General features: G+C 52.6%; 18 protein-coding genes and 1 riboswitch. Of the genes, 17 read left to right on the forward strand and 1 reads right to left on the reverse strand.

Annotated features, from left to right (window positions below; translation table 11 throughout):
- Positions 1 to 93 precede the first annotated feature (93 nt).
- The 7 genes from BN2684_RS14130 (at position 94) to BN2684_RS14160 (ending at position 6,646) form a co-directional block, all read left to right on the forward strand.
- Complete coding sequence (locus tag BN2684_RS14130; protein ID WP_058302820.1) at positions 94 to 489, forward strand: VOC family protein; 396 nt, start codon at positions 94 to 96, stop codon at positions 487 to 489.
- Positions 490 to 680: 191 nt separating this feature from the next.
- On the forward strand, positions 681 to 1,040 hold the full coding sequence (locus BN2684_RS25005) for a helix-turn-helix domain-containing protein (RefSeq protein ID WP_234340243.1): 360 nt from the start codon (positions 681 to 683) through the stop codon (positions 1,038 to 1,040).
- Entirely contained in the window at positions 1,037 to 1,735 is a 699-nt protein-coding gene (locus BN2684_RS14140; RefSeq protein ID WP_058302821.1) for a LytR/AlgR family response regulator transcription factor, read from the forward strand. The genes BN2684_RS25005 and BN2684_RS14140 overlap by 4 nt, the downstream gene beginning before the upstream one ends.
- 18 nt (positions 1,736 to 1,753) lie before the next feature.
- Positions 1,754 to 2,449: a sensor histidine kinase gene (locus BN2684_RS14145; protein WP_058302822.1), complete on the forward strand. Its 696-nt coding sequence runs from the start codon at positions 1,754 to 1,756 to the stop codon at positions 2,447 to 2,449.
- 44 nt (positions 2,450 to 2,493) lie between these two features.
- The gene (locus BN2684_RS14150; RefSeq protein ID WP_108722216.1) at positions 2,494 to 4,329 is read left to right on the forward strand and encodes an ABC transporter ATP-binding protein; all 1,836 of its coding nucleotides are present in this window, start codon (positions 2,494 to 2,496) and stop codon (positions 4,327 to 4,329) included.
- The gene (locus tag BN2684_RS14155) at positions 4,322 to 6,190 is read left to right on the forward strand and encodes an ABC transporter ATP-binding protein (RefSeq protein ID WP_058302824.1); all 1,869 of its coding nucleotides are present in this window, start codon (positions 4,322 to 4,324) and stop codon (positions 6,188 to 6,190) included. Before BN2684_RS14150 ends, BN2684_RS14155 begins: the two co-directional genes overlap by 8 nt.
- 186 nt (positions 6,191 to 6,376) lie before the next feature.
- A complete protein-coding gene (locus BN2684_RS14160) occupies positions 6,377 to 6,646 on the forward strand; it encodes a hypothetical protein (RefSeq protein ID WP_058302825.1) in 270 nt (89 codons plus the stop codon).
- Here the strand turns inward: BN2684_RS14160 and BN2684_RS14165 are convergent.
- Positions 6,641 to 7,648 carry a phosphotransferase enzyme family protein gene (locus tag BN2684_RS14165; protein WP_058302826.1) on the reverse strand — a complete coding sequence of 336 codons (1,008 nt, stop codon included), beginning with the start codon at positions 7,646 to 7,648 and terminating at the stop codon, positions 6,641 to 6,643. The genes BN2684_RS14160 and BN2684_RS14165 overlap by 6 nt on opposite strands.
- A gap of 132 nt (positions 7,649 to 7,780) precedes the next feature.
- On the opposite strand from BN2684_RS14165, the gene BN2684_RS14170 reads away from it, so the two are divergent.
- The 10 genes from BN2684_RS14170 to BN2684_RS14215 all read left to right on the forward strand — a co-directional run bounded on the left by BN2684_RS14170 (position 7,781) and on the right by BN2684_RS14215 (position 21,767).
- Positions 7,781 to 8,674 (forward strand): AraC family transcriptional regulator, encoded by an 894-nt coding sequence (locus tag BN2684_RS14170; RefSeq protein ID WP_058302827.1) that lies wholly within the window; start codon positions 7,781 to 7,783, stop codon positions 8,672 to 8,674.
- A 108-nt stretch (positions 8,675 to 8,782) separates the two neighbouring features.
- A riboswitch (purine riboswitch) is annotated at positions 8,783 to 8,883 on the forward strand.
- Positions 8,884 to 9,099: 216 nt separating this feature from the next.
- On the forward strand, positions 9,100 to 10,479 hold the full coding sequence (locus tag BN2684_RS14175) for an NCS2 family permease (RefSeq protein WP_058302828.1): 1,380 nt from the start codon (positions 9,100 to 9,102) through the stop codon (positions 10,477 to 10,479).
- 137 nt (positions 10,480 to 10,616) lie between these two features.
- Entirely contained in the window at positions 10,617 to 12,647 is a 2,031-nt protein-coding gene (locus BN2684_RS14180) for a Na+/H+ antiporter (RefSeq protein WP_058302829.1), read from the forward strand.
- A 64-nt stretch (positions 12,648 to 12,711) separates the two neighbouring features.
- On the forward strand, positions 12,712 to 14,826 hold the full coding sequence (locus BN2684_RS14185; protein ID WP_159065805.1) for an alkaline phosphatase family protein: 2,115 nt from the start codon (positions 12,712 to 12,714) through the stop codon (positions 14,824 to 14,826).
- Between the two features lie 244 nt (positions 14,827 to 15,070).
- Positions 15,071 to 15,808, forward strand: a complete 738-nt coding sequence (locus BN2684_RS14190) for a glycerophosphodiester phosphodiesterase (protein WP_058304554.1) — start codon at positions 15,071 to 15,073, stop codon at positions 15,806 to 15,808.
- Positions 15,805 to 17,151 carry an MFS transporter gene (locus tag BN2684_RS14195; RefSeq protein ID WP_058302831.1) on the forward strand — a complete coding sequence of 449 codons (1,347 nt, stop codon included), beginning with the start codon at positions 15,805 to 15,807 and terminating at the stop codon, positions 17,149 to 17,151. The genes BN2684_RS14190 and BN2684_RS14195 overlap by 4 nt, the downstream gene beginning before the upstream one ends.
- 160 nt (positions 17,152 to 17,311) lie before the next feature.
- Positions 17,312 to 18,136 (forward strand): sulfide/dihydroorotate dehydrogenase-like FAD/NAD-binding protein, encoded by an 825-nt coding sequence (locus tag BN2684_RS14200; protein ID WP_058302832.1) that lies wholly within the window; start codon positions 17,312 to 17,314, stop codon positions 18,134 to 18,136.
- A 4-nt stretch (positions 18,137 to 18,140) separates the two neighbouring features.
- On the forward strand, positions 18,141 to 19,529 hold the full coding sequence (gltA, locus tag BN2684_RS14205) for an NADPH-dependent glutamate synthase (protein WP_058302833.1): 1,389 nt from the start codon (positions 18,141 to 18,143) through the stop codon (positions 19,527 to 19,529).
- A gap of 520 nt (positions 19,530 to 20,049) precedes the next feature.
- A complete protein-coding gene (locus BN2684_RS14210) occupies positions 20,050 to 20,796 on the forward strand; it encodes a GntR family transcriptional regulator (RefSeq protein ID WP_058302834.1) in 747 nt (248 codons plus the stop codon).
- A 23-nt stretch (positions 20,797 to 20,819) separates the two neighbouring features.
- The gene (locus BN2684_RS14215) at positions 20,820 to 21,767 is read left to right on the forward strand and encodes a sugar phosphate isomerase/epimerase family protein (RefSeq protein ID WP_058302835.1); all 948 of its coding nucleotides are present in this window, start codon (positions 20,820 to 20,822) and stop codon (positions 21,765 to 21,767) included.
- Positions 21,768 to 22,044 lie beyond the last annotated feature (277 nt).

Below are 22,044 nucleotides of genomic sequence, written 5' to 3' on the forward strand. Positions count from 1 at the left end.
TTTACTATGATGGACGGATAGGAATGATTGTTTGAAACGTTTATACTTGTACGAGACTTTAAACTTATGAGCATGGACTTTAAGGAGACGCGAATGGAAGCATTTGTTCATCACATCTGTATTCAAACCAATCAATACGAGGCATCTTTGGCCTTTTATCAAAAGCTGGGATTCCAATTGGTTCAAGAAACCCCGGGCTTCCATGGTAGAAGCTATAACACCTGGTTGACGTTAAACGGATTTCACATCGAGTTGCAGACCGGGAAAGACCGTTTGAACCCGGCAAGCGGCTCGGATCACGAAGGACTGGTTCACTTTTGCATCTGGGTGGAAGAGCTGGAGAAGGCCTTAAGCGTCCTTGATTTCGATGATTCTCTCTTTCTCCTGAAGAACGGGAAGCGAATCTATACGGTCGAAAATGGCCAGCTGTGCAAACTGAAAGCGCCGGAAGGAACGATTGTCGAGCTGCGCAATCAGCGCGGGATCTAGTTGATTAACCAAACCTCCAGTCACCTGATGCGGACTGGAGGTTTTTTCAATTTGGGGAGAAGTGGAAGGACGAGAATCGCGGTACAGCTTCCGGAATGATTCAGGTTTTTTGTGGAGAAAGTTTTAGGAATTGTTGAAGTGGTGGAAGTAAGTCAGCTCACATCTAAAAGTATATTCGGGAGCGGCAACGTATGAGGAAGTACGCGGATATATTATTCAATAATGAAGTATTTACATTCACATTTGTAAATATAATATCTGTAATTGTTGATCGATCTTTTGCTCCGTCTTATACTGATTACGAGGTGAACACAATGAAAAAATCAAACCTGCAGATTACTTACAAAAAGCTTTGGATCCGTCTTGCCGAACGGGATATGAAGCGAACGGATCTCTTAACGCTTTCCGAGATCAGTCCGGCAACACTTGCAAAGCTTGGCAAGAACGAGCCTGTTAATATGATGGTGCTACTGCGCATCTGTGAAGCTTTAGCCGTTACGATCGGGGATATTGTGGATTTCATTCCGTCTGAAGGTGAGGCGGTAAAATGAATTATCATATTGCGATTTGCGATGACAGTACGACAGATCAGGAGTACATTTCCGTCCTTGTTGCCGATTGGGCAAAGGCATCCGGGAACTCGGTCACAATAAAAGCATATTCGTCTGCGGAAGCTTTTCTTTTTCACTATGCAGATGATAAAAACTTTGATATTTTGCTTCTGGATATCGAGATGGGCGGTATGGACGGCGTTCAGCTTGCAAAGGAAGTACGCAGAGACAATGAGGCCGTACAGATCGTCTTTATTACGGGCTATTCCGACTATGTTACAGAAGGATACGATGTATCGGCGCTTCATTATCTAATGAAGCCGGTTCACAAGGAAAAGCTCGTTGATGTATTAAAACGAGCAACGCAAAAAATCAAGAAGAACGGGCGAGTTCTTCATCTTGAATTATCCGGCGAAATGGTACGTATCCCTTTCTATGAGATACGCTATCTTGAAGTGCGCCAAAACTATGTGACCATTCACGCTAAGCAGGATTATACCGTGAAGAAGACACTCGGTGAATTCGAGGCGGAATTCGATGACCGTTTCTACCGTGCCGGAAGGTCGTTCCTTGTAAATCTGACCTATATTCAGCGGGTGACGAAAACAGAAGTCTACCTTTCGGACGGTACTGGAATCCCGTTGCCAAGAGGGCAATATGAGCCGCTGAATCGAGCCATCATTTCACACAACTAAAGGAGCAGCGATAGATGTATGTTTTCCAAACAAATGGACAAGCGGATTGCAGCCTATCAGCGGGAGCTTATTGAAACGCATTATGCCGAAGTAGATAACATGTATAAGCAGATTCGTGGCTGGCGTCATGATTACCGTAACCATATTCAAACCATGAAGGCATATGCTGCGTCCGGTGACATGGAGGCGATAAAAGCTTATCTTGATGCCCTGGATACCGACCTTTCCACGGTTGATACCGTCATAAAAACAGGTAACGCCATGGCAGATGCTATTCTGAACAGTAAAATCTCACTTGCAAACTCCAAGCACATTCCGGTGCAGGCAGATGCGCATATTCCGCTTGCTTTGAAGACCTCCGAGCTTGATCTATGTGTCATCATTGGCAATCTATTTGACAATGCTATTGAAGCAAGTCTTGAACTTCCCGAAGAGCAGCGTATGATCCGTGTTTATATGGATATGAAAAATACACAGCTCTATATATCCTTTACCAATTTCACGGCCTCAAAAAAGCGCACTAAAATCAATGGACGGTTTCGCACGACCAAGGGCGAGGGGCACGGCTTTGGACTTGTTCGCATGGATAACATAATTGAAAGACACGACGGATATATAAGTCGAAATAGTGAGGACGGAGCATTTACCACAGAAATTCTGTTACCTCAAGCTTGCCATTCGTCACCCCAATCTGGCGCTTCATCCCCAAAATAAGAAATAGATCGTTGGGGTGATAGTATTGGGATGAGGTGATGAAGATGAGAAAAACAGAAAGGCTGAAGGAGCAACCCAACTATACCTTGTGGCAAAACTCTGCCCATATGATAGGCCAGGCATGGCGTGTTCGAAAAAGTGTCTTGTACCTATGCCTGATCCTTGCCCTTCTTGCGGTAGCCACAAATCTGGCCGAATTGATTATGGCCCCTGTGATTCTACAAAAGGTTGAGGCAGTAGTGCCATTGCCTGAATTGGTTATCACAATTGTTTTATTTGCAGCTTTATTGTTGGTACTGGCAAGCTTAAAGGCTTATGTTTTAACAAACACCCTGTTCGGACGAATAGAAGTCCGATTAAGCATTTTAAATAAGATACACCATAAGGTTTCAACAACCTCTTTTCCTAACACGGAAGATGCCGCTGTATTAAAAAAATTGGAAAAGTCCAACATAGCCGTTAGCGATAATCATCAGGCAACTGAAGCTATATGGAATACCTTATCCGATTTGTTGAAAAATACCGTTGGTTTTGTCATTTATCTGATTTTATTATCCTCTTTGGACATCGTTCTGGTTGCTGTTATTCTGATCACAACGGTTGCTGGCTATTTTGTAAATAAGCGAATTAACGAGTGGGGATTCCGTCATCGGGAGGAAGAATCCGAATACTCCAAAAAAATGACCTACGTTTGCAAAAAAGCGGAGGAACCCCATTTGGCAAAAGATATTCGGATCTTTGGAATGCGCCCTTGGCTTGAAGATGTTTACAGCAGTACCTTGCGTACGTATGAAGCGTTTATCACCCGAAGAGAGAGAATTTATATCTGGGCAAATGTGATGGATATCGTGCTGTCCCTTCTCCGAAACGGAATTGCGTATTTCTTCTTAATTACCATGACAATCAACACTGGACTGCCTGCATCGAAATTTTTGCTTTATTTCACCGCTGTGGGCGGTTTTACCACATGGATCACCGGGATTCTCTCCAGCTTTTCCACTCTGCATACACAAAGCCTCGATATTTCTACGGTTCGAGAATTTCTTGAAACACCGGAGCCATTCCTTTTTGATGAGGGTAAGCCTTTGACGAGAGGGACTAACGACACCTATGAAATTGAGCTTCGAAATGTCAGCTTTCGTCACCCCGGTGCAGAACAGGACACCTTACATAAGCTGAATCTGATCATTCCTGCGGGTGAGAAGCTTGCCATTGTGGGCTTGAACGGTGCTGGTAAAACCACGCTTGTAAAGCTGATTTGTGGTTTTTATGATCCCACAGAGGGAGAAGTTTTGCTAAACGGAGTAAATATTAGGGAATACAACCGATTTGACTATTACCAATTATTTTCTGCTGTATTCCAGCAGTTCTCGCTCCTGGAAGTTACACTCGCAGAAAATGTAGCCCAATCAGATGAGTGGATCGATTGGCCGCGAGTTAAGGAATGTATTGAAAAGGCCGGTCTTACGGCGAAAGTGGAAAGTATGCGGGACCGATATCAGACGCGCATTGGACGACAGGTATATGAGGACGGGATTGAACTCTCGGGCGGTGAAACGCAGCGGCTGATGCTTGCCCGAGCCTTATATAAGGCTGCACCGATTGTGGTATTGGATGAGCCGACCGCCGCACTTGACCCCATTGCGGAGAACGATATTTATTTGAAATACAACGAAATGACCGCTGGGTGCACCTCGGTTTACATTTCCCATCGATTAGCGTCCACACGATTTTGTGACCGCATTATCTTTATTGCGGATGGAAGCATCGCCGAAGAAGGAACTCATGAATCCCTCATGGAGCAAGGGAGTAAGTATGCAGACTTATTCCATATTCAAAGCAAGTACTACAAAGAAGGGAGTGACTTCGGTGATGAATAAAAAAACGGACAAAATAACCTTTCGTGAGGCACTTGCACGAAATTACCGGGCATATCAAATATTAAATAAGCAGTGTCCAAAGATGTTTCTTTCATCGCTGGTTTGCTCAGTCGTAGGTTCCATCACCCCCTATGTTGGAATTTATCTTTCGGCACAGGTTATCAACGAGCTTGCCGGTAGACGAAATCCTGAAGTGCTGTGGAGACTCGTCATCATCACCGTTGTCTGCACTTCCTTATTGGCTCTTTTGAATGCGGTATTGTCCAGGTGGAAGAATTGCAGACACGCCGCTTTTTGGTATAACCAGAATAAAATCTATACAGACAAGATGCTCACTATGGATTTTTGCATATTGGATGAGCAGCATACGCACGATCTGCGTTCACATATTTCTCAGAATCAACAATGGACTGGCTGGGGAATAGGCAAGCTTGTCGGTTATTTTGAAACAACGGTAAATTCCATGATCAGCATCGCAAGTGCAATCGCCTTAACGTTTAGCGTATTTACATTAGGTGTACCTGCTGAATCAGGGAAACTGACCCTCTTAAATCATCCCGTGTTTGCTGTAGCCATCATATCCATCCTTCTTCTTGTCACCTTTATTGCGCCTGTATGTTCCAACAAAGCGAACAGCTACTGGGTAAAATCCGCCGATGACGCAAAGATGGGGAATCGTTTTTTTAGTTTCTTCAGTTTTATGGCTCAAGATCGTCATCGCGCGCTTGACATCAGAATGTACAATCAACAGATGATTTGCGAGCATTATTCCATGAAAGAAAAGATCTTGACACCCGGCTCAAAAATAGCAAAGTATGCTTCCGGTTCGATGGGTATTTTAAATGCTGCATCCGAAGCAATCGGAACCCTTTTGATAGGCGTTGTGTATGTCTATGTTTGCCTGAAAGCGTGGGCCGGAGCCTTTGGTATTGGCTCAGTAACACAATATATTACTTCGATTACGGCCTTATCCAACGGGGTTGCTGCGCTCATCGCAACAATCGGAGATATGCGAAACAATACCGCATTTCTGCGTACAACTTATGAGTTTCTTGACATTCCGAACAAGATGTATCAAGGAAGCCTGACCACAGAAAAACGAGCAGACCGTAACTACGAGGTTGAATTCTGTGATGTTTCTTTTAAGTATCCGAGTGCTGATTCATACGCATTACGCCATGTTTCCATGAAATTCAAGATTGGAGAGCGTCTGGCGGTTGTCGGTATGAACGGTTCAGGTAAAACAACATTTATCAAATTGCTATGCCGTCTTTACGATCCGACAGAAGGGAAAATTCTGCTCAACGGCATTGACATCCGCAAATATAAGTACGACGATTATATGTCAATTCTTTCCGTGGTCTTTCAGGACTTCAAGCTGCTAGCATTTCCGCTGGGACAGAATGTCGCTTCCAATCAGAATTATAACAAGGCAAGAGTTATGGATTGCCTGAACAAAGCCGGCTTTTCGGAAAGACTGGATGAAATGGCAAACGGGCTCGACACCTACCTGTATAAGGATTTTGATGAGCAGGGTGTCGAAGTCTCCGGCGGCGAAGCACAGAAGATTGCGATTGCACGTGCCCACTATAAGGAGGCCCCATTTCTCATTCTGGATGAGCCAACAGCAGCGCTAGATCCCATTGCAGAAGCAGAAATCTATAGGAAATTCAACGAGATTGTTGGAGATAAAACCGGTATCTATATTAGCCATCGCCTGTCTTCCTGTCGTTTCTGCGATGAAATCGCTGTGTTCGATCATGGGTGTATTGTTCAGCAAGGCAGTCATGAGCAATTGGTTGCTGATGAAAGCGGAAAGTATTACGAGTTGTGGTATGCACAGGCACAATATTACAAATAAGCAGTCTACTACTTGTAAGCAATCCTCCCTGAGTACCAAGGTTTGTGATGACCATAATCACTCCGAATCAGAACCTTTTTCTCCTCGCTTCGCCGCAGCTGCGGATCGAGACTTTCCTGATGTGGGCGCTGCTTTTTTATGTGGCGGCAAGTTCCGGAGAGGAGCATGCCGACAGGAGAATTTCATTTGTGGAGGCGGCTACGCTTCGTCCGGACGGCGCCCTGGAGAGCAGACGGAAACCTGCTGAAGGATGTTCGGCGCGCGATAGGGATCGCGGATAAACTCGATGTGCGGCAAGCAGGCTGCCTTGATCATACTGGAACCCGCGCCACGAATTCCTCTTTCGACGCCTTTGTCGACTCAGGTGGTGAGAAGTTAAAAAAGAAGCTGCCCGTAGGAGATGAGATTCTCCTATGGGGCAACCTCATTATCGTAAAGGAGAAAGGAGGGCTATAAACCGAGATCATATTCGGGGAACGGAGCCTTCTCCAAGATTCGCTTGCGCCAGACGAGACGATGTTCAGGGTTGCTCCGTTCCATCTCGTCGGAAAAGACGAAGAACATGAGCGTCCGTCGGTAACGGAGGAACAGCTCGATCCGTTCGTACCAGAAGGCATCCAGACGGTTGGCGCTCTCGTACCCGTCAAGGAACGCCCGAATCACTTGCTTCAACACATCGTTGTCCGCAGACGGATGCTCCATCCTGCCTTCGGCTGCATAGGTAAACAGGCTGTACAAGGCGATGGCAAGGTCGCAGGCGAACCAGTGCGGATTCGATACATCGAAATCAAGCACAGTCACCTGACCCTGATGTGCAATCACGTTTCCGATATGCAGGTCGTTGTGGGTGAACCCGAAACCCGTTCGTTCGACCGGCAAGGCGTCCAACTCCGTCTTCAATTGTCGCCAGCTTTCCTTCACCTCCTCGTCCTTGCACCAGGAGTGGAAGAAGCTCCACTCCGATTGCCAGCCCAAGAGACGCCCCTCCGGGTCCTCCGGCAGGCGGTCCCAGTCCGGGTAATCCTGAGCGGCGGCATGCATGCGTCCCAGCGTCTCGCCCCAGCGGGCGAACAAGGTGATGCGTTCCTCGTGTGGGAGTTCATAAATGGGAACCCCTTCCCGCATGACGTACGAATAAGCGATATACATGCGGTCTCCTGCCATGCTCCGGGCATCCAGTTCGCCTGATGCGGTCGGGACGGGATAGACGATGGGGATCTCCCTCTCACCTAAGAACCGTACGTATTTTAATCGTGCGGCAAGAGCGGCAGACTTGTCCTGGATTTCAGCTGCGGGCACTTCCATCACCTTCAAAATACGGGTTTGTTCTTCATGCTTGTACGTGTACAAAATGCCGTCCGACCAATCATGGCCTCCGTTAAAGTAGGTCAGAGCCGCCGCGTCCGTCCGGTAAGCCCTTGCAAGCTCGCTAAGAGTGGCGTTAGGAACCGTTTTCATAAAAGACCTCCGTATTGTGAATATTGTACTTATCGGGAGAATCTGGATAAGCGTATAATGGATTCTATCAGCTGCTAAGGCGAATGAAGGAACCGTTCTTGCTCTTTTTTGCAGCTCCGATTGGAGGACCCGATGACCCCGCATCCGTTATCCCAAACCTTGCAACGTCTGATCGAGGACGTGGAAGCAACGCTTCGGTCCAAAACGTCACTGGATGAACTCGTCGAACAGGCCTGCGTCTCCAAATATCATCTGCATCGAGTGTTCCGCCGCGTGACCGGATACTCCCTCATGGACTATGTTCGCTCCCGAAAGCTCGCGGCGAGCCTGGATGATCTGCTTCGCACCGGCTTGCGGGTTGCCGATATCGCCCAAGAGTTCGGTTTCGATCACCATCAATCCTACATCCGAGCGTTTCGGAAGGAATTCGGCATGACGCCTGCTGAATTTCGCAGAGGGAGATCAACTGTAGCCATCGTGGACAAGCTGGACCCGGCGGAATGGGGCAAAGTCGGAGAAGGCGTGGTCATCAAGCCGAGCATCGTGATCAAGCCCGCCTTCCGACTGGTCGGCATCCGCTCCTGGATCGTCGAGGAGGAGAACACCCGCAGCCAGACTGCCAACATCGCGGGAGTGGATTTCTTTTATCACGAGCGGCACCGGGTTCTCCATGCGGTTAACCCGGATGTCTATATCGGATTGACGCGGCTGCCGGACGAGGGAGCAATCGGTTCGTTTTACATGCCTTCTCTCGAGGTGTCCCGGGTGGACGAAATTCCGAATGGCATGGAAGCGGATTTCGTATCCGCACAAAAGTACGCGGTGTTCAAATACATCGGCCTGCACGGTCCGGAAAAGGTTTCCAGTGCGACCCTGCGCGACATATGGAGGTATATCTTTCAGGTCTGGATGCCGCAGATGGATCTGGGCCAGGGGGAGCGGATGAGCTTTGAGCGAATCGACGCTTCTCTTGCCGATGAGCATTACTGCGAGGTCGAGCTGTTCTATCCGCTGCAGAGGATCTGAATCGAAGATGACGCGGAAAACAAGTGTCGGAAAACCGAACAAGGTACCGAAATCAGGAGATAATGTTCGGATTTTCATCTTGACAGTCCGATGCGCCGCCCACTACAATAAGCGTGTAAATGCTTTTTTCGTATAATTCCGGGGATAGGCCTGGGAGTCTCTACGAGATCACCGTAAATGATCTGGCTACGAAAAGAGAAGGGCATCAGCACGGCAGGCTTGTCGATTTGGTCGGCTGCTGGACGTGTCGGTCGTTCTTCTCGGAATGACTGGATGAGGGTCGTTTGATCCGGCCGGTCTTCGCAAGGACAAGAAACCCATCTCGGTCGTGTTTGGGCTTCTTCTCGTTGCTTTTCGCATGCTCAGGTCCGGAACCTGAGTTTTTTTGTGTTTCACCACATTTTCCGAGGGGGACAAGCAGCACAATGGAAAGACTTTTTAAACTGAAAGAAAGTGGCAGCAGCATCCGCACCGAGATTATGGCAGGGATCACCACGTTCATGACGATGGCGTACATCCTTGCTGTCAACCCGTCCATTCTGAGTGGAGCGGGACTGGAATGGTACGCGGTTTTCCTCGCAACTGCACTTGCTGCAGGGATCTTCACCGCATGTATGGGGCTGTTCGTTAACTTTCCGGTCGCTGTTGCACCGGGCATGGGCCTGAACGCTTACTTCGCTACAGTCGTTCTGTCGTCCAACGGCACGATCACACCCGAGATCGGGTTGACCGCTGTCTTTATCTCCGGTTTGATCTTCATCGTACTCACCGTTACGCAAGTCCGTCAGTTGCTCATCGTGGCAATTCCGGACAGCCTGAAGAACGCGATTACGGTCGGGATCGGCTTGTTCATCACGATCATCGGTCTTAAGAACAGCGGCATCATGACGATCGGGGTTGAAGGCTTCGCCAAGGTGAATGCCGGTCAATTCACCGACCTCGGCGGCTCCGACACGGTTATCCATATGGGCAGCCTGTCGAACCCGACGGTTCAGATCGCTCTGATCGGCCTCCTGCTGATCACGGTCCTGATGGTTCTTCAAGTGAAGGGCGCCATCCTGTTCGGTATTCTCGGCACCACGATCATCGCGGCCCTCATGGGTCAGATCGATGGCTCCACGCTGAACGGCGCTACCTGGGTACCGAATTTCAAGGAACTGAACTTCGCTGGTTTCGATTGGAAAGGCGTTATGGATGATGGCCTCATCACCATCATCGCCACGTTCACCTTCGTTGAATTGTTTGACACCTTCGGCACGCTCGTCGGTACGGCAACCCGCGCCGGCATCATGAAGAACCCTGAAGAAGGCAAGAAACGCGTCGGCAAGGCCATGCTGGTTGACGCCTTCGCTGTAAGCGGCGGCGCATTGCTCGGAACGAGTACCACCACTGCCTATGTAGAAAGCTCCGCAGGGATCGCCGAAGGCGGCCGCACCGGTCTGACCGCGGTTACGACCGGCGTCTGCTTCCTGCTCGCCCTGTTCCTCGCTCCTCTCGTCGCTCTCATTCCTGGCGGCGCGACGGCTGCGGCCCTGATCGTTGTCGGCGTGCTGATGATGCAAGCCGTCAAGGATATCGACTTCCAAGACCTGGTCGTCGGCATTCCGGCTTTCTTCACCGTCACGTTCATGCCGTTCACCTACAACATCGCCAACGGGATTTCCTTCGGGATCCTGTCGTATACCATCCTCGCTACCCTCGCCAATCTGCGCAAGGACGGCAAGAAGTACCAAGTGCACTGGCTCATGTGGGTTCTGGCCGTACTGATCGTTCTTCGCTACGCATTCATCGGCAGCCAAGGCTGATCAAGCTCAAAGTCAGTCACCAATCGTTCTCTCGGTATAACCCTAAGCCCCTTCCGGCTCTCAAGCCGGAGGGGGCTTTTTGCGATGGGACGTTTGTCCGGGTATACTACTAGAATGACGAAGGATGGTGGAGTATTGTGGAAACCTTTTTGCTGGTGCTCGTCCTGTTAATCTTGATTGCGCTTTCTCATCTGATTGAGCGGTTTCTTCCGTTTCTCCCGGTTCCGCTCATTCAGATCGGGCTCGGCGTCTTGCTGGCACTTCTCCCTCTGAATATTCATGTGGAATTGGAGCCCGAATTGTTCTTTGTGCTGTTCATCGCACCGTTATTATTCAACGACGGGAGAAGGACCCCGCGCCAGGAGCTGTGGCAATTGCGCGCGCCGATTCTTCTGCTCGCCTTGGGGCTCGTCTTCATTACGGTTGTTGCCGGAGGGTACGCGATCCACGCGCTCATTCCCTCGATTCCTCTTGCCGCGGCATTTGCCCTCGCCGCCATTCTATCTCCGACCGATGCGGTGGCGGTCGGCTCCATGTCGGGCCGGGTTCATCTCCCGAAACGCATTCACCGCATATTAGAAGGCGAAGCGCTTATGAACGACGCTTCCGGACTCGTCGCCTTCAAGTTCGCAGTGGCGGCTGCGGTAACCGGAACCTTTTCCTTGCCGAAGGCGGCGCTCAGCTTCGTTCTGATCGCGGTGGGAGGCCTTCTCGTAGGCGCCGTTGTGGCTTTCCTGATCATTCGTCTCGGCGCATGGGTTCGCCGTCTAGGGATGGAAGACGTGACCATTCACGTGCTGCTGCAGTTGGTCGCTCCCTTTGTGATCTATTTGGTGGCCGAGGAGATCGGCGTGTCCGGCATTCTCGCTGTCGTCGCTGCCGGGGTTGTCTATGCGGTTAAGAAGGACCGCGCCACTTCCCCCGATTACAAGCTGCAGCTTGTCTCGGCGAGCACCTGGTCGGTTTTGCTGTTCATCCTGAACGGCCTTGTGTTCCTGCTGCTCGGGCTGATGGTGCCTGACGTGATGGAGGTCATCTACCGGAATGAAGCGATCAGCAACTGGCAGGTGGTAGGCTATGTGCTGATCATTACGGCGATGCTCATGGGTATCCGGTTTCTCTGGATTTTGCTGTATACGTCCTTCAGCAAGAAAAGCTCGGAGGAGGTCTCGCTTAAGGCGATCGCCCTCACCTCCATCTCCGGGGTACGGGGAGCGGTTACGCTGGCCGGTGCCTTTTCCATTCCGCTAGTTACCGGAACCGGGGCTCCTTTCCCGGAACGCGATCTGATCCTCGCCTTGGCAGCGGGGGTCATCTTAGTCTCGCTCCTTCTTGCAAGCATCCTGCTGCCCATGCTCGCGGACAAGGTACCGGAGGCCGCCGATGCCAAACTGGATCGAGACGAGGAAAAACGGCTCATGGAGATCGGCCTGAAACGGCTGCGCTCGTTAGCCCGACAAGAGTCGCCGGAGGGTACCTTAGCTTTGGCCGAGATTCAAGATAAATTAGTGCGGATGCGCCCTGAGGACTGGGCCAAGGGCTCGATGACGGGCAAGTTCATCAAGCAGGTGATCCATTTCCGCCGGGTGGGACTGCAGGCAGAACGCAAAGTGCTGGAGCGGTTGATGGAGCAAGGTCAATTGGATCCAGCCATATCGGATAAACTCATGGAACGCTTGGATCAACTGGAAGCCATACTTACAAAAAGCTTCGACGCCCAGATGATGCACTCGGTTGCGGAAATGGGCCGCCTGGTGTCCGGATGGTTCGTGGATCCGTCGGCCCAAGGCCGGTATCCGAACACAGGACTGGCGCTGTCCGAAGTCGAGGAGTCGAATCCTGTGGATTGGGACGCCTTGAACAAAGGGCGTATGGCCATGATCGATGCGGCTATCGCTGCGATTCAATCCGCAAAAACCGAGGATTCGGAGAAGATGGCGAATCAAGTCATCGCTCGATATGAACACATGCGGTTCCGTCTGGAGCAGGGCACGGAGACGCTGAAGAAGAGCTTTGCGTGCGAGGAGCCGTTCGAGCTTGAACGCAGGGTCATCCAGGAACAGCGTGACGCCGTCCAACGGATGTACGAAGACGGAACCATCAACCGCAAGATCGCCGGTAAGCTGCGTAAGTTGGTCGATGAGTTAGAGGCCTCCATCTGGGAATAGGACGGCTGGCGCGATGAATCAATTTCCTCCCGCGGGACAAAATGTGTGGGACGGGGGGGATTCGATGATTCGCAGAGCGCTTTACTGGAAAAGGGCAGGGATATTCGCGTTGACCGCCATTCTGACGGGAGTGGGGATCCGACAGGCTTTCCAAACCAATCCGTCTAGTGTCTACAGCAGGGGGTTGACGAGCCGGTATATCCCCGCGATGTTTCGGCAGGAGGCGCAGAGTACGGAATCAACCGGGTTGTCCGAAGACGGAACGAAGGCGTTCTCAGGGCGGATCTCCCTGCTTGGGACGGAGCATAGCGGTCCCGGAGAATCCATCCGGTTGAGTCTTCATGTCTATTCCACGACTCCGAACGTTCGTATGGACCGGATGGAGACGGAAATCTGGTTCGACCGCAGACGATTCGCTTTCGATCATGCCACAGGGCTCTCCGAGCCTGTGCGCTCCGAGCCCGGGCGGGTGAGAGTAGCGGTGAAGACGGACCATTCTTTTCCTGAACCGGGCCAAGGGGAATACCGCAAATCGCGTGTGGCCGAGCTCTATTTTCGCCCGGTTTCGAAAGAGGGGGGAATCGGGAGCTTTGTGCTGGAAGGGACCCGATTCCTTTATCAAGGAGCTGCGATTCCCATCTCCCGGCTCGGAACGGACCATGCCCAGGTTCGCATTCACCCCCGGCAGGAGGAAGATCGAAATGGGGATGGACTGGTGTCGATCGGAGACTTGGCGATCGGAGCAGACGGAACGGAGCAAGAAGCGCAAATGGTCGGAAAGCTTGGAATCTATCCGTACAAAAGGGTTGTCGTCATCGGGATCGACGGAGCGGGGAACGCCATTTCCCCAGATGCTCCCTACTACCGGATGCTCACGTCCCGACCCGTTCGGATGGCCGATCATTTCCGACTGCCTCATCTCCGTGCCATTCTGAAGCGGGGGGCCGTCAGTTACACGGCAAGTTCTACGGAACCTACCTCCTCTTCGCCTAACTGGGGCGCAATGCTTACCGGGGTCGATTACAAGAAGCATGGCATCTCCAACAGCTTAAGCGGAGAAACCTATTACAGCGGCGCTTATCCGACCGTCTTCTCCCGGCTGAGGGAGATGGCGCCAGAGAGACGACTCGCCTTCTTCGCCCATTGGAGCCATCTGCTGGACGGCCACATCGAGCCCGCAGCGGGAGTGGCCAAATTTGCCGGAGATGACGGTCAGCTCGTGAAGGACTTTGTGCGGTATGTGGATTCGGGGCAGGCTGTTGACACGTCCCTGCTGTTTCTCGTTCTCGACGAGGTGGACAATGCCGGTCACAATCGGGGCTGGTTCACCCGCAGCTATTACCGCGCATTGGAAAAAGCGGACCACAAGGTCGGTGAAATCTACGAAGCGCTTCGGAGAAACGGCCTGCTTGACGATACACTGGTGCTGGTAGTGGCGGATCACGGCGGCGGAACGGCGGCGGTTGGTCGAGCTGCCTACCGAAGTCGCTCGCACAGTCATGGGGGTCGGCTCGCCAAGACGGTGTTTTTTGGAGCTTCGGGACGGACGGTTTCGTCCTCCTACGATGATCACGAACGGCTGCTCAGCGGAGGGCACACCCGAGATGTGGCGGCGACCATCCTGAATGCATTGGGCGATGAACGAGGAATTGGCGATTCCACGCCGCTCCCGGGCATGTTCCTTCCGAAGGAGGAGGGACAAACTGGTGAAGTCCGTATTCCAAGCTCTTACGCGGAGCCACAGGCCGATCACTCCGCCGGTACGATATGGCTGAGCAAGCATGACCAAGGAACCCACGGTTCACCGGAATATGAGCTTTCTCTATCCGATACCGGTTCCCGCTCGAAGGCGGCCATCGTCCGATTGGCCTTCGAACCGGGTAAGGGGTGGAAAGGGCAAGAGGCCCCGTCGCTTCATGCCATTCCTCTCGTACCGGGCATTCGGGCTTATCTGGCGCCGGAAGCGAAGTGGGGCGCGGAGAGCCGACTGGTGATCATCGCCTCCGGTCTGCTTCCGATGAAGACGCCTCTCGTCCGGCTGGTCGGGTCACCGAACGCTCCTGCAGGCAGCGGCTTTCCAGCCCTTCGGCCTTTGCAGGCGGCGATCGCGGACTTCAACGGCTGCGAGACGCTGCCAGCAGTCAAGCTTGTGGAGACGGGAACCGAAGCCGTAAGATGAAGCTCCGGAAGGTTGTACGCAGCAATGGAAAGGATAGATGCAAGCCGCCTTGGAGCAGGAGTATCCTGCAGCGAGGCGGCTATTCGCGCAGAAGCCCGCAGTTTTTTCCGATTTATGGTAGCATGGGAATGGAGAGATGGTAATACTCCCCGAACAAACGAAGGGTATGATGGACGGGTATCAGGAAGATTCCGTTATTTGGCAATCGGGCATTCTATTCAAGCTGCAGGAGGGTTTGGTTAAGATGGAACAGCACACGAAGATCTTTGCACACCGGGGAGCAGCCGGTAACGCTCCCGAAAACACGATGGCAGCCTTTCGTCTCGCCGTAGAGCAAGGAGCGGACGGAATTGAGCTCGACATTCAAATGTCGAAGGACGGGGAACTCATCGTCATCCATGACGAGACGCTCGATCGGACGACGGACGGAACAGGGCTGGTTGTGGCTCGGACGGCGGCGGAGCTGCGCGAGTTGAACGCGGCCAAGCAGATGCCCGAGTATCCCGTTGAACGTCTGCCTTTTCTCCGTGAAGTATTGGAGTTCCTGCAGCCGACCGCTCTCGAGCTCAACATTGAACTGAAGAATGGAATCATCCTGTATGAAGGGATGGAGGAAAAGGTCATCGCTCTCGTTCGGGAATACGGCATGGAGAGCCGTGTGATCTTCTCGTCCTTCAATCATTACAGCCTCGTGAAACTGGCGGATCTTGCCCCGGACATCGAGCGCGGCATTCTTTATACCGCCGGTTTGTATGAACCGTGGAACTATGCTCGTCTAATGGGAGCGTCAGCGCTCCATCCGTATTTTTACAGCGTCTACCCGGAGATCGTTCAAGGCGCCCATGCGGCTGGAGTGAAGGTCCGCCCCTACACGGTGGATGAAGAAGCGGTGATGAAGCGAATGCTCGCCTGCGGAGTGGACGGAATCATCACGAATTATCCGGCTCGTTTGAAGCGTGTGATGGAGGAAGGGAGCCGATGAAGCCCTTCTCCTACCCCCGCATAGCCGTCGTCGGACTCGGCTTCTTTTCCATCTCGGTCGTTTGGCAGCTGTACAACTCCTTCATGCCGCTCATGTTGGGCGATTTCATCGAATCGAAGGCCATTCGCGGCTCGATTATGGGAATCGACAACCTGGCGAATATCTTCCTCATTCCTTTGATCGCCGCTTGGAGCGACCGGCTGCAGACGCGCTTCGGGCAGCGCCTTCCGTTTCTCATGATCGGGATGCCCATCGCCGCGCTTTTCCTCTTCGTTATGCCGCACTATACGAATCTCGCTACCCTCATCGCTATCGACATCGGCTTCCTGCTCGCCATGACCCTGTTCCGCGCTCCGACGATCTCCCTCATGCCCGATCTGACACCGCCCGACAAGCGCAGCCAAGCCAACGGCATCATTAACCTCATGGGCGGAATCGGTTCTCTCTTCACGCTTTTCGTGCTTGCCAAGCTGTATGACGACAATAAACCGCTGCCCTTTCTTGTAGGCGGTGCAGTTCTGATCCTATGCGCGGTCATTCTGGTGCTGTCCCTGAAGTCTCTGTTCTCGGGAGGAAAAGTGGAAGAACCTTCCACAACGCAGGAGCTGGAGCTTCAACCGTCGGAGCTTCAAGCGCCGACTCAAATGCAAGGGGAGCATCAGCAACCGGATTCGCAGCATTCGCCGCAAGCTGGCGTTGACTCCTCCGATGAAGCTCCCAGTCCGCGGGGAATTCTCGCGGGACTGCGTCATGTGCTCGTGGATCGGGACCGATCTGCGTTGATGATCCTGCTCGCGATCTTCTTCTGGTTCGTCGGCTACAGCGGTGTGGAAGCTCAATTTACGACGTATGGGGTGGAGACGCTCGGCCTCACTGCAAGCGCATCTACGCTCACGATCGGTTTTTTCAGCCTGGCGTTCATCCTGTTTGCCGTACCGAGCGGCTTTCTCGCCAAGAAATTCGGCCGTGTAACCCTCATCACAACGGGCATCTGCGGCTTGTCCCTGCTCTTCTTGCTGCTTTTTCTGATCCGTGACCTCACGGCCATCCGTGGAATCCTGATGGCAGGAGGACTCTTCTGGGCGCTCGTGAACATTCACTCCTATCCCCTTGTGGTCAGCTTCGCCGGACCTGGGAGGATCGGCCTGTACACCGGGCTTTACTATTTCTTCTCATCCGTTGCTCAAACGGTAGGCCCGGCCTTTCTCGGAACGTTTATGGATATTCTCGGCGGCAGATGGATGTTCGTGGGTTCTGCAGCATGCTTGCTGCTTTCGCTGGTCTTTCTGATTCTGGCGCGTCAGGCGGCGGTCCGAGCTGGATCCGTCCAAGCAGCGGCTTGATCGCAGCAGGAGGTAACCTGTCTTCCATCTACCGATTTGCCTATCGGCATAGCGGTCTGCTTAACCCGAAACTTCATCAAAAAGTCAACATTAGCCGTCCACAGCTTTTTCCTCACCCGATATAATGAAGTCATGCTAGAAAGGGTTAGGAGACCGAGCTATGTACTGCATCCTACAAAAAGATCGATTAAATGACACCGTAGAACGCATGGTGGTCCATGCACCGTTTGTTGCGAGAAAATGCGAGCCCGGCCAGTTCGTCATGGTTCGGGTCCATGAAGGCGGAGAACGCATTCCGCTGACGATTGCCGATTACGACCGTGAGCGGGAAACCGTCACGATCATCTATCAGGTTGTAGGCTTCACCACGCGCCAATTGTCACTCTTGCAGGCGGATGATTCCCTCTCCGATTTCGCCGGCCCGCTCGGGCGTCCGGCGGATCTCGAGCCGAAGCGGCGGGTGCTTGGCATCGGTGGCGGGGTCGGAGCGGCGCCGCTGTATCCGCAGATTCGCAAGCTGAAGGAGCTTGGCGCGAATGTCGACGTTGTGCTCGGAGGCCGCAGCAGCGAATTTGTCATTCTGGAGCAAGACTTCCGCGCGTTTGCCGATGAGGTGCATATCGCGACGAATGACGGCAGTTTAGGAACGAAAGGGTTTGTCACGGATGTTCTGAACAAGCTTCTTGCCGAAGGCAAAGAGTATGACGAAGTCATTTGCATCGGGCCGTTGCCGATGATGAAAGCGGTTGTGGGCATCACGAAGGAGCGGGGCATTCCGACCGGGGTATCGCTCAATCCGATCATGATCGACGGAACCGGCATGTGCGGCGGCTGTCGCGTTACCGTAGGCGGAGAAACGATGTTCGCCTGCGTGGACGGACCTGATTTTGACGGCTGGAAGGTGGATTTCGATGAATGCATCCGCCGCCAGGGCATGTATAAGGATATGGAAGAGCATCTATGCTTGATCGAGCAGGAGGGTTGACCGTATGGCAAACATGACGAAAGAGAAGGTGCGGATGCCGGAGCAGCCTCCTGTTGTGAGAGCTCGCAATTTTGAAGAGGTTGCCCTCGGGTACAGCCCGAGGCTAGCGATGGAGGAAGCTGAACGCTGCCTGCAATGCCGGCATAAGCCGTGCGTGAACGGCTGTCCCGTCAGCGTTCCGATTCCCGAGTTCATTAAGTCCGTCGCGGCCGGAGATTTCGAAGCGGCGTATCGAACGATCGTGACGGAGAACAGCCTGCCCGCCATTTGCGGCCGCGTTTGTCCGCAGGAGAACCAATGCGAGGGCGAATGCGTGCGCGGCAAAAAAGGCGAGCCGGTCGCCATCGGGCGACTGGAGCGCTTCGCGGCGGATTACGCCCTCCGTTCCGGAGTCGCGGGAGGCGCGAAGCCGATCTCGAACGGCCACAAGGTCGCGGTGGTCGGCGGCGGGCCTGCGGGCCTCAGCTGCGCGGGGGACCTGGGCAAGCTGGGCTACGAGGTGACGATCTTCGAAGCCCTCCATGCGCTTGGCGGAGTGCTTACTTACGGCATTCCTGAGTTCCGTCTGCCCAAATCGCTCGTGGAAGAAGAGATCGAGAAGATCGCTGAGCTTGGCGTGACCATCCATAAGAACGTGGTGGTGGGTCGCTCGATTACGGTCGATGAGCTGTTTGCGGACGGCTTCGAGGCGGTATTCGTGGGCAGCGGAGCCGGGCTTCCTCGGTTCATGGGAATCGACGGCGAGAATCTGAACGGCGTCTATTCTGCCAATGAGTTCCTGACCCGCGTCAACCTGATGCGCGCCTACGACTATCCGCGCAACCCGACGCCCGTCAAGACGGGCAAGCGAGTTGCGGTGGTCGGCGGCGGCAACGTGGCGATGGACGCGGCCCGGACTGCGCTCCGGCTCGGAGCCGAGGAAGTGAGCATCGTCTACCGGCGTGGGATGGAGGAGCTTCCGGCGCGTGTGGAAGAGATTCACCACGCCCAGGAGGAGGGAATCCAGTTTCGGCTGCTTGCCAATCCGAAACGGATTCTGGGAGACGGCGTGTGGGTGACGGGCATGGAATGCGTGGAGATGGAGCTGGGCGAACCGGATGCTTCCGGCCGCCGAAGCCCCCGCGAGAAGGCGGGCAGCGAGTTCGTGCTTGAGCTCGATACCGTCATTATCGCCATCGGGCAGAGCCCGAACCCGCTCATTCGCCAGACGACACCCGGCCTCGATATTCAGCGTTGGGGCGGCATCATCGTTGAGGAAGAGACCATGGAGACAAGCAAAGCCGGCGTCTATGCCGGAGGAGACGCCGTCACCGGCGCCGCGACCGTCATTCTCGCCATGGGCGCGGGGAAGAAAGCTGCCAAAGCGATTCACGAGTCGCTGAGCAAAGATTGAGCTTTGAGGCATAGCTATATGCCCTAAGCTGTTCCCAGTCAAGCTTGACAGGGTATATGAAAGAGATGCAGCCTTGGTTCGAAATTTCATCGAACCAAGGCTGTTTTGTTTGGTTGACAGCCATCACGCACTGTCTCACTTCGCGTGGGGAACCTCACGGGGTGCCGAATGCCCTACTACCATCGTTCGAAATCTCATACGGGAGGTTCGTACACTTCGGAGTCGGAGGTCTATTTTTAGGAAAGAAGATTAATCGAATCGAAAGTTTGCTTGGGGTAAGGATCTTTAAGGAGAGAATTCCACGAGTCTCCAAGGGAAATTTATGGTCGGAAGTGTACATATGGAAATTACGTTATATAACATGACATCAAAATAGATAAACTTTTATATGAAAGCGATTTATCTATCATTATTCTAAAATTGGTGATTGACGTAAGAAATAGACGTTACTATAATTAACACATCAACTGGTATAGACAACTATCCATCTAGTCCAAAACCTGGAGAGGGGTGAGGGTGCATGAATAAAAGCTATAGAGCGGTGGATAAAACGAGCATTGTTCCGCTCTATCATCAGGTCAAAGAATACCTGAAAAATCAGATTGGTTCGAATGTCTACAAAGTGGACGAGATGATTCCTTCCGAACGGGAACTATCGGAGCAATTCGAAATCAATCGACTGACGGTTCGTCAGGCCATTAATGAACTGGTTCAGGAAGGGCTGCTTTACCGTCAACGCGGAGTGGGGACCTTTGTTGCTATGCCGAAGATCGAGCAGCCGCTGACGAAGCTGACCAATTTCAGCTCAGATATGCATAGCCGCGGTCTTGCACCGGGAGCGCAGGTGGTGAGCATGGAGGTGATTCCAGCCAGCAAGCCGATCAGCATGCAGCTGCAAATCCCCGAAGGCGAGCAGGTGATCGAGCTGGTGCGGGTGCGAACGGCGAACGGGGAACCGCTAGCCTTGGAAAGATCTTATCTAGTCTACGAGCTGGCTCATGGCCTCTATGAAATGAACATGGAGAACGCCTCTCTCTACCAAATGCTCGAAGACATTTGCGGGTTGAAGCTGGTAAAGGCTTTGCAGACGATTGAAGTCTCTACGGCTCGACAGGATGAAGCAGGCATACTGGACATCGGGCAGCATGATCCGGTGATGCTGATCGAGCGCACGACATTTACGGAAGGGTCCAACCGTCCCGTTGAATATGTCAGGTCCCTGTATCGCGGAGACCGTTATAAGTTCTCTATTGAGATGAAAGTCTAAACGCATCGAGGGAGGCTTGCATGATGACCGATCATTTGAAATTGTCGTTTGAAATCTGGCCGAACATGCCCTGGGGCAGATTGGAGATTGCCGGTCCCGCTTGGAATTCTTGGGGAGACAAACCTCTCGACTGGTGCATTCGCAAAATTGCTTCTTACGGCTACGAAGGATTTGACGTCATCTATCCCAAGATTCAGGAAATCCGGCCTCATGATTATGATGCCGAAGTCAAAAAGATCCGCAAGGCGATGGATGAGACAGGCTTAGCCTTCTCCTCCATCGGCTGCCATACCACGTTCGTTACTCCCCGATATTTCGACCGCGAGAACGGTATTGCCAAATTTAAGAGAGCGATTGATGCGGCATCCGATATGGGAGCCGGAACAGTGGTGACGTTGATTGGAGATGGCTATTACGATCCGCCTCTCTATAATTTGATGACCCGCAAGGAAGCGTGGAGGCAGGTTGTTACGGCAACCCAAGAGGTGGCGGATTACGCGGCCGCCAGAAACATTGACGTCAGCATTGAGCTGATCCAAGGAACCCTGATCAACAATATTGAAGATATGCTGAAGCTCTTTGAGCTGGTAGATCGCAGCAATGTGTATGCCTGTGTAGACGTAGGGACATTCTATACGACAGTTAAGCCAAAAATGCCCATCAAGGAAGCGATCCGGAAGCTCGGAGACCGGATTCGGGTCACCCATGTGAAAGACGAGGTTGGCTTTCCGAATATTATGCAATCGCAGCATGTTTGGCTGGGTGCGGGGTTCGTAGACTTCCGCGAAATGGCAGAAGCGCTCAAGGAAGTCGGCTATAAGCACTTTAACTCCGTGGAGTGGGAAGGATTTCAAACCGGAGGCTTGTACGGAGTGGGCGATCCTTCAGGTGTCAGCATGACGGATTTCGACCGGGTTGCCGAAGAGTCCAAAGAATACCTTGAGGAATACGGGTGGGGCAAGCTCGTTTGATCGGACCGCTTCCGGACCTGTCCATCCGAATGATTCGAATCCGGAGCACAGCACGATTAAATTCGTAGAGACGTTGTCTAGCGCGAACCGCACTTTGCAGAAGGTCTGGCATCCGAGTGTTGATTCTGGAGAGAGGATAATAGCTTTTGGACAAATTATTATACTGTACCCAGGTATTGTATATTTCTCGTGGCTGAATGATCCCGTTACCGCGGTTGCGGATTTGGATCGTTGCATGGCGCCGATACCGTTTAAGCTAGAGATTTTAAGCTTTTGT

This window comes from Gorillibacterium timonense (assembly GCF_001457415.1).
GTDB classification, from domain to species: domain Bacteria; phylum Bacillota; class Bacilli; order Paenibacillales; family NBRC-103111; genus Gorillibacterium; species Gorillibacterium timonense.

Bases quoted from the DNA above. Each gene is read 5' to 3' on its own strand.
- BN2684_RS14130 (WP_058302820.1), top strand. From the start codon at position 94: ATGGAAGCATTTGTTCATCACATCTGTATTCAAACCAATCAATACGAG.
- BN2684_RS25005 (WP_234340243.1), top strand. From the start codon at position 681: ATGAGGAAGTACGCGGATATATTATTCAATAATGAAGTATTTACATTC.
- BN2684_RS14140 (WP_058302821.1), top strand. From the start codon at position 1,037: ATGAATTATCATATTGCGATTTGCGATGACAGTACGACAGATCAGGAG.
- BN2684_RS14145 (WP_058302822.1), top strand. From the start codon at position 1,754: ATGTTTTCCAAACAAATGGACAAGCGGATTGCAGCCTATCAGCGGGAG.
- BN2684_RS14150 (WP_108722216.1), top strand. From the start codon at position 2,494: ATGAGAAAAACAGAAAGGCTGAAGGAGCAACCCAACTATACCTTGTGG.
- BN2684_RS14155 (WP_058302824.1), top strand. From the start codon at position 4,322: ATGAATAAAAAAACGGACAAAATAACCTTTCGTGAGGCACTTGCACGA.
- BN2684_RS14165 (WP_058302826.1), bottom strand. From the start codon at position 7,648: ATGAAAACGGTTCCTAACGCCACTCTTAGCGAGCTTGCAAGGGCTTAC.
- BN2684_RS14170 (WP_058302827.1), top strand. From the start codon at position 7,781: ATGACCCCGCATCCGTTATCCCAAACCTTGCAACGTCTGATCGAGGAC.
- BN2684_RS14175 (WP_058302828.1), top strand. From the start codon at position 9,100: ATGGAAAGACTTTTTAAACTGAAAGAAAGTGGCAGCAGCATCCGCACC.
- BN2684_RS14185 (WP_159065805.1), top strand. From the start codon at position 12,712: ATGATTCGCAGAGCGCTTTACTGGAAAAGGGCAGGGATATTCGCGTTG.
- BN2684_RS14190 (WP_058304554.1), top strand. From the start codon at position 15,071: ATGGAACAGCACACGAAGATCTTTGCACACCGGGGAGCAGCCGGTAAC.
- BN2684_RS14195 (WP_058302831.1), top strand. From the start codon at position 15,805: ATGAAGCCCTTCTCCTACCCCCGCATAGCCGTCGTCGGACTCGGCTTC.
- BN2684_RS14200 (WP_058302832.1), top strand. From the start codon at position 17,312: ATGTACTGCATCCTACAAAAAGATCGATTAAATGACACCGTAGAACGC.
- gltA (WP_058302833.1), top strand. From the start codon at position 18,141: ATGGCAAACATGACGAAAGAGAAGGTGCGGATGCCGGAGCAGCCTCCT.
- BN2684_RS14210 (WP_058302834.1), top strand. From the start codon at position 20,050: ATGAATAAAAGCTATAGAGCGGTGGATAAAACGAGCATTGTTCCGCTC.
- BN2684_RS14215 (WP_058302835.1), top strand. From the start codon at position 20,820: ATGACCGATCATTTGAAATTGTCGTTTGAAATCTGGCCGAACATGCCC.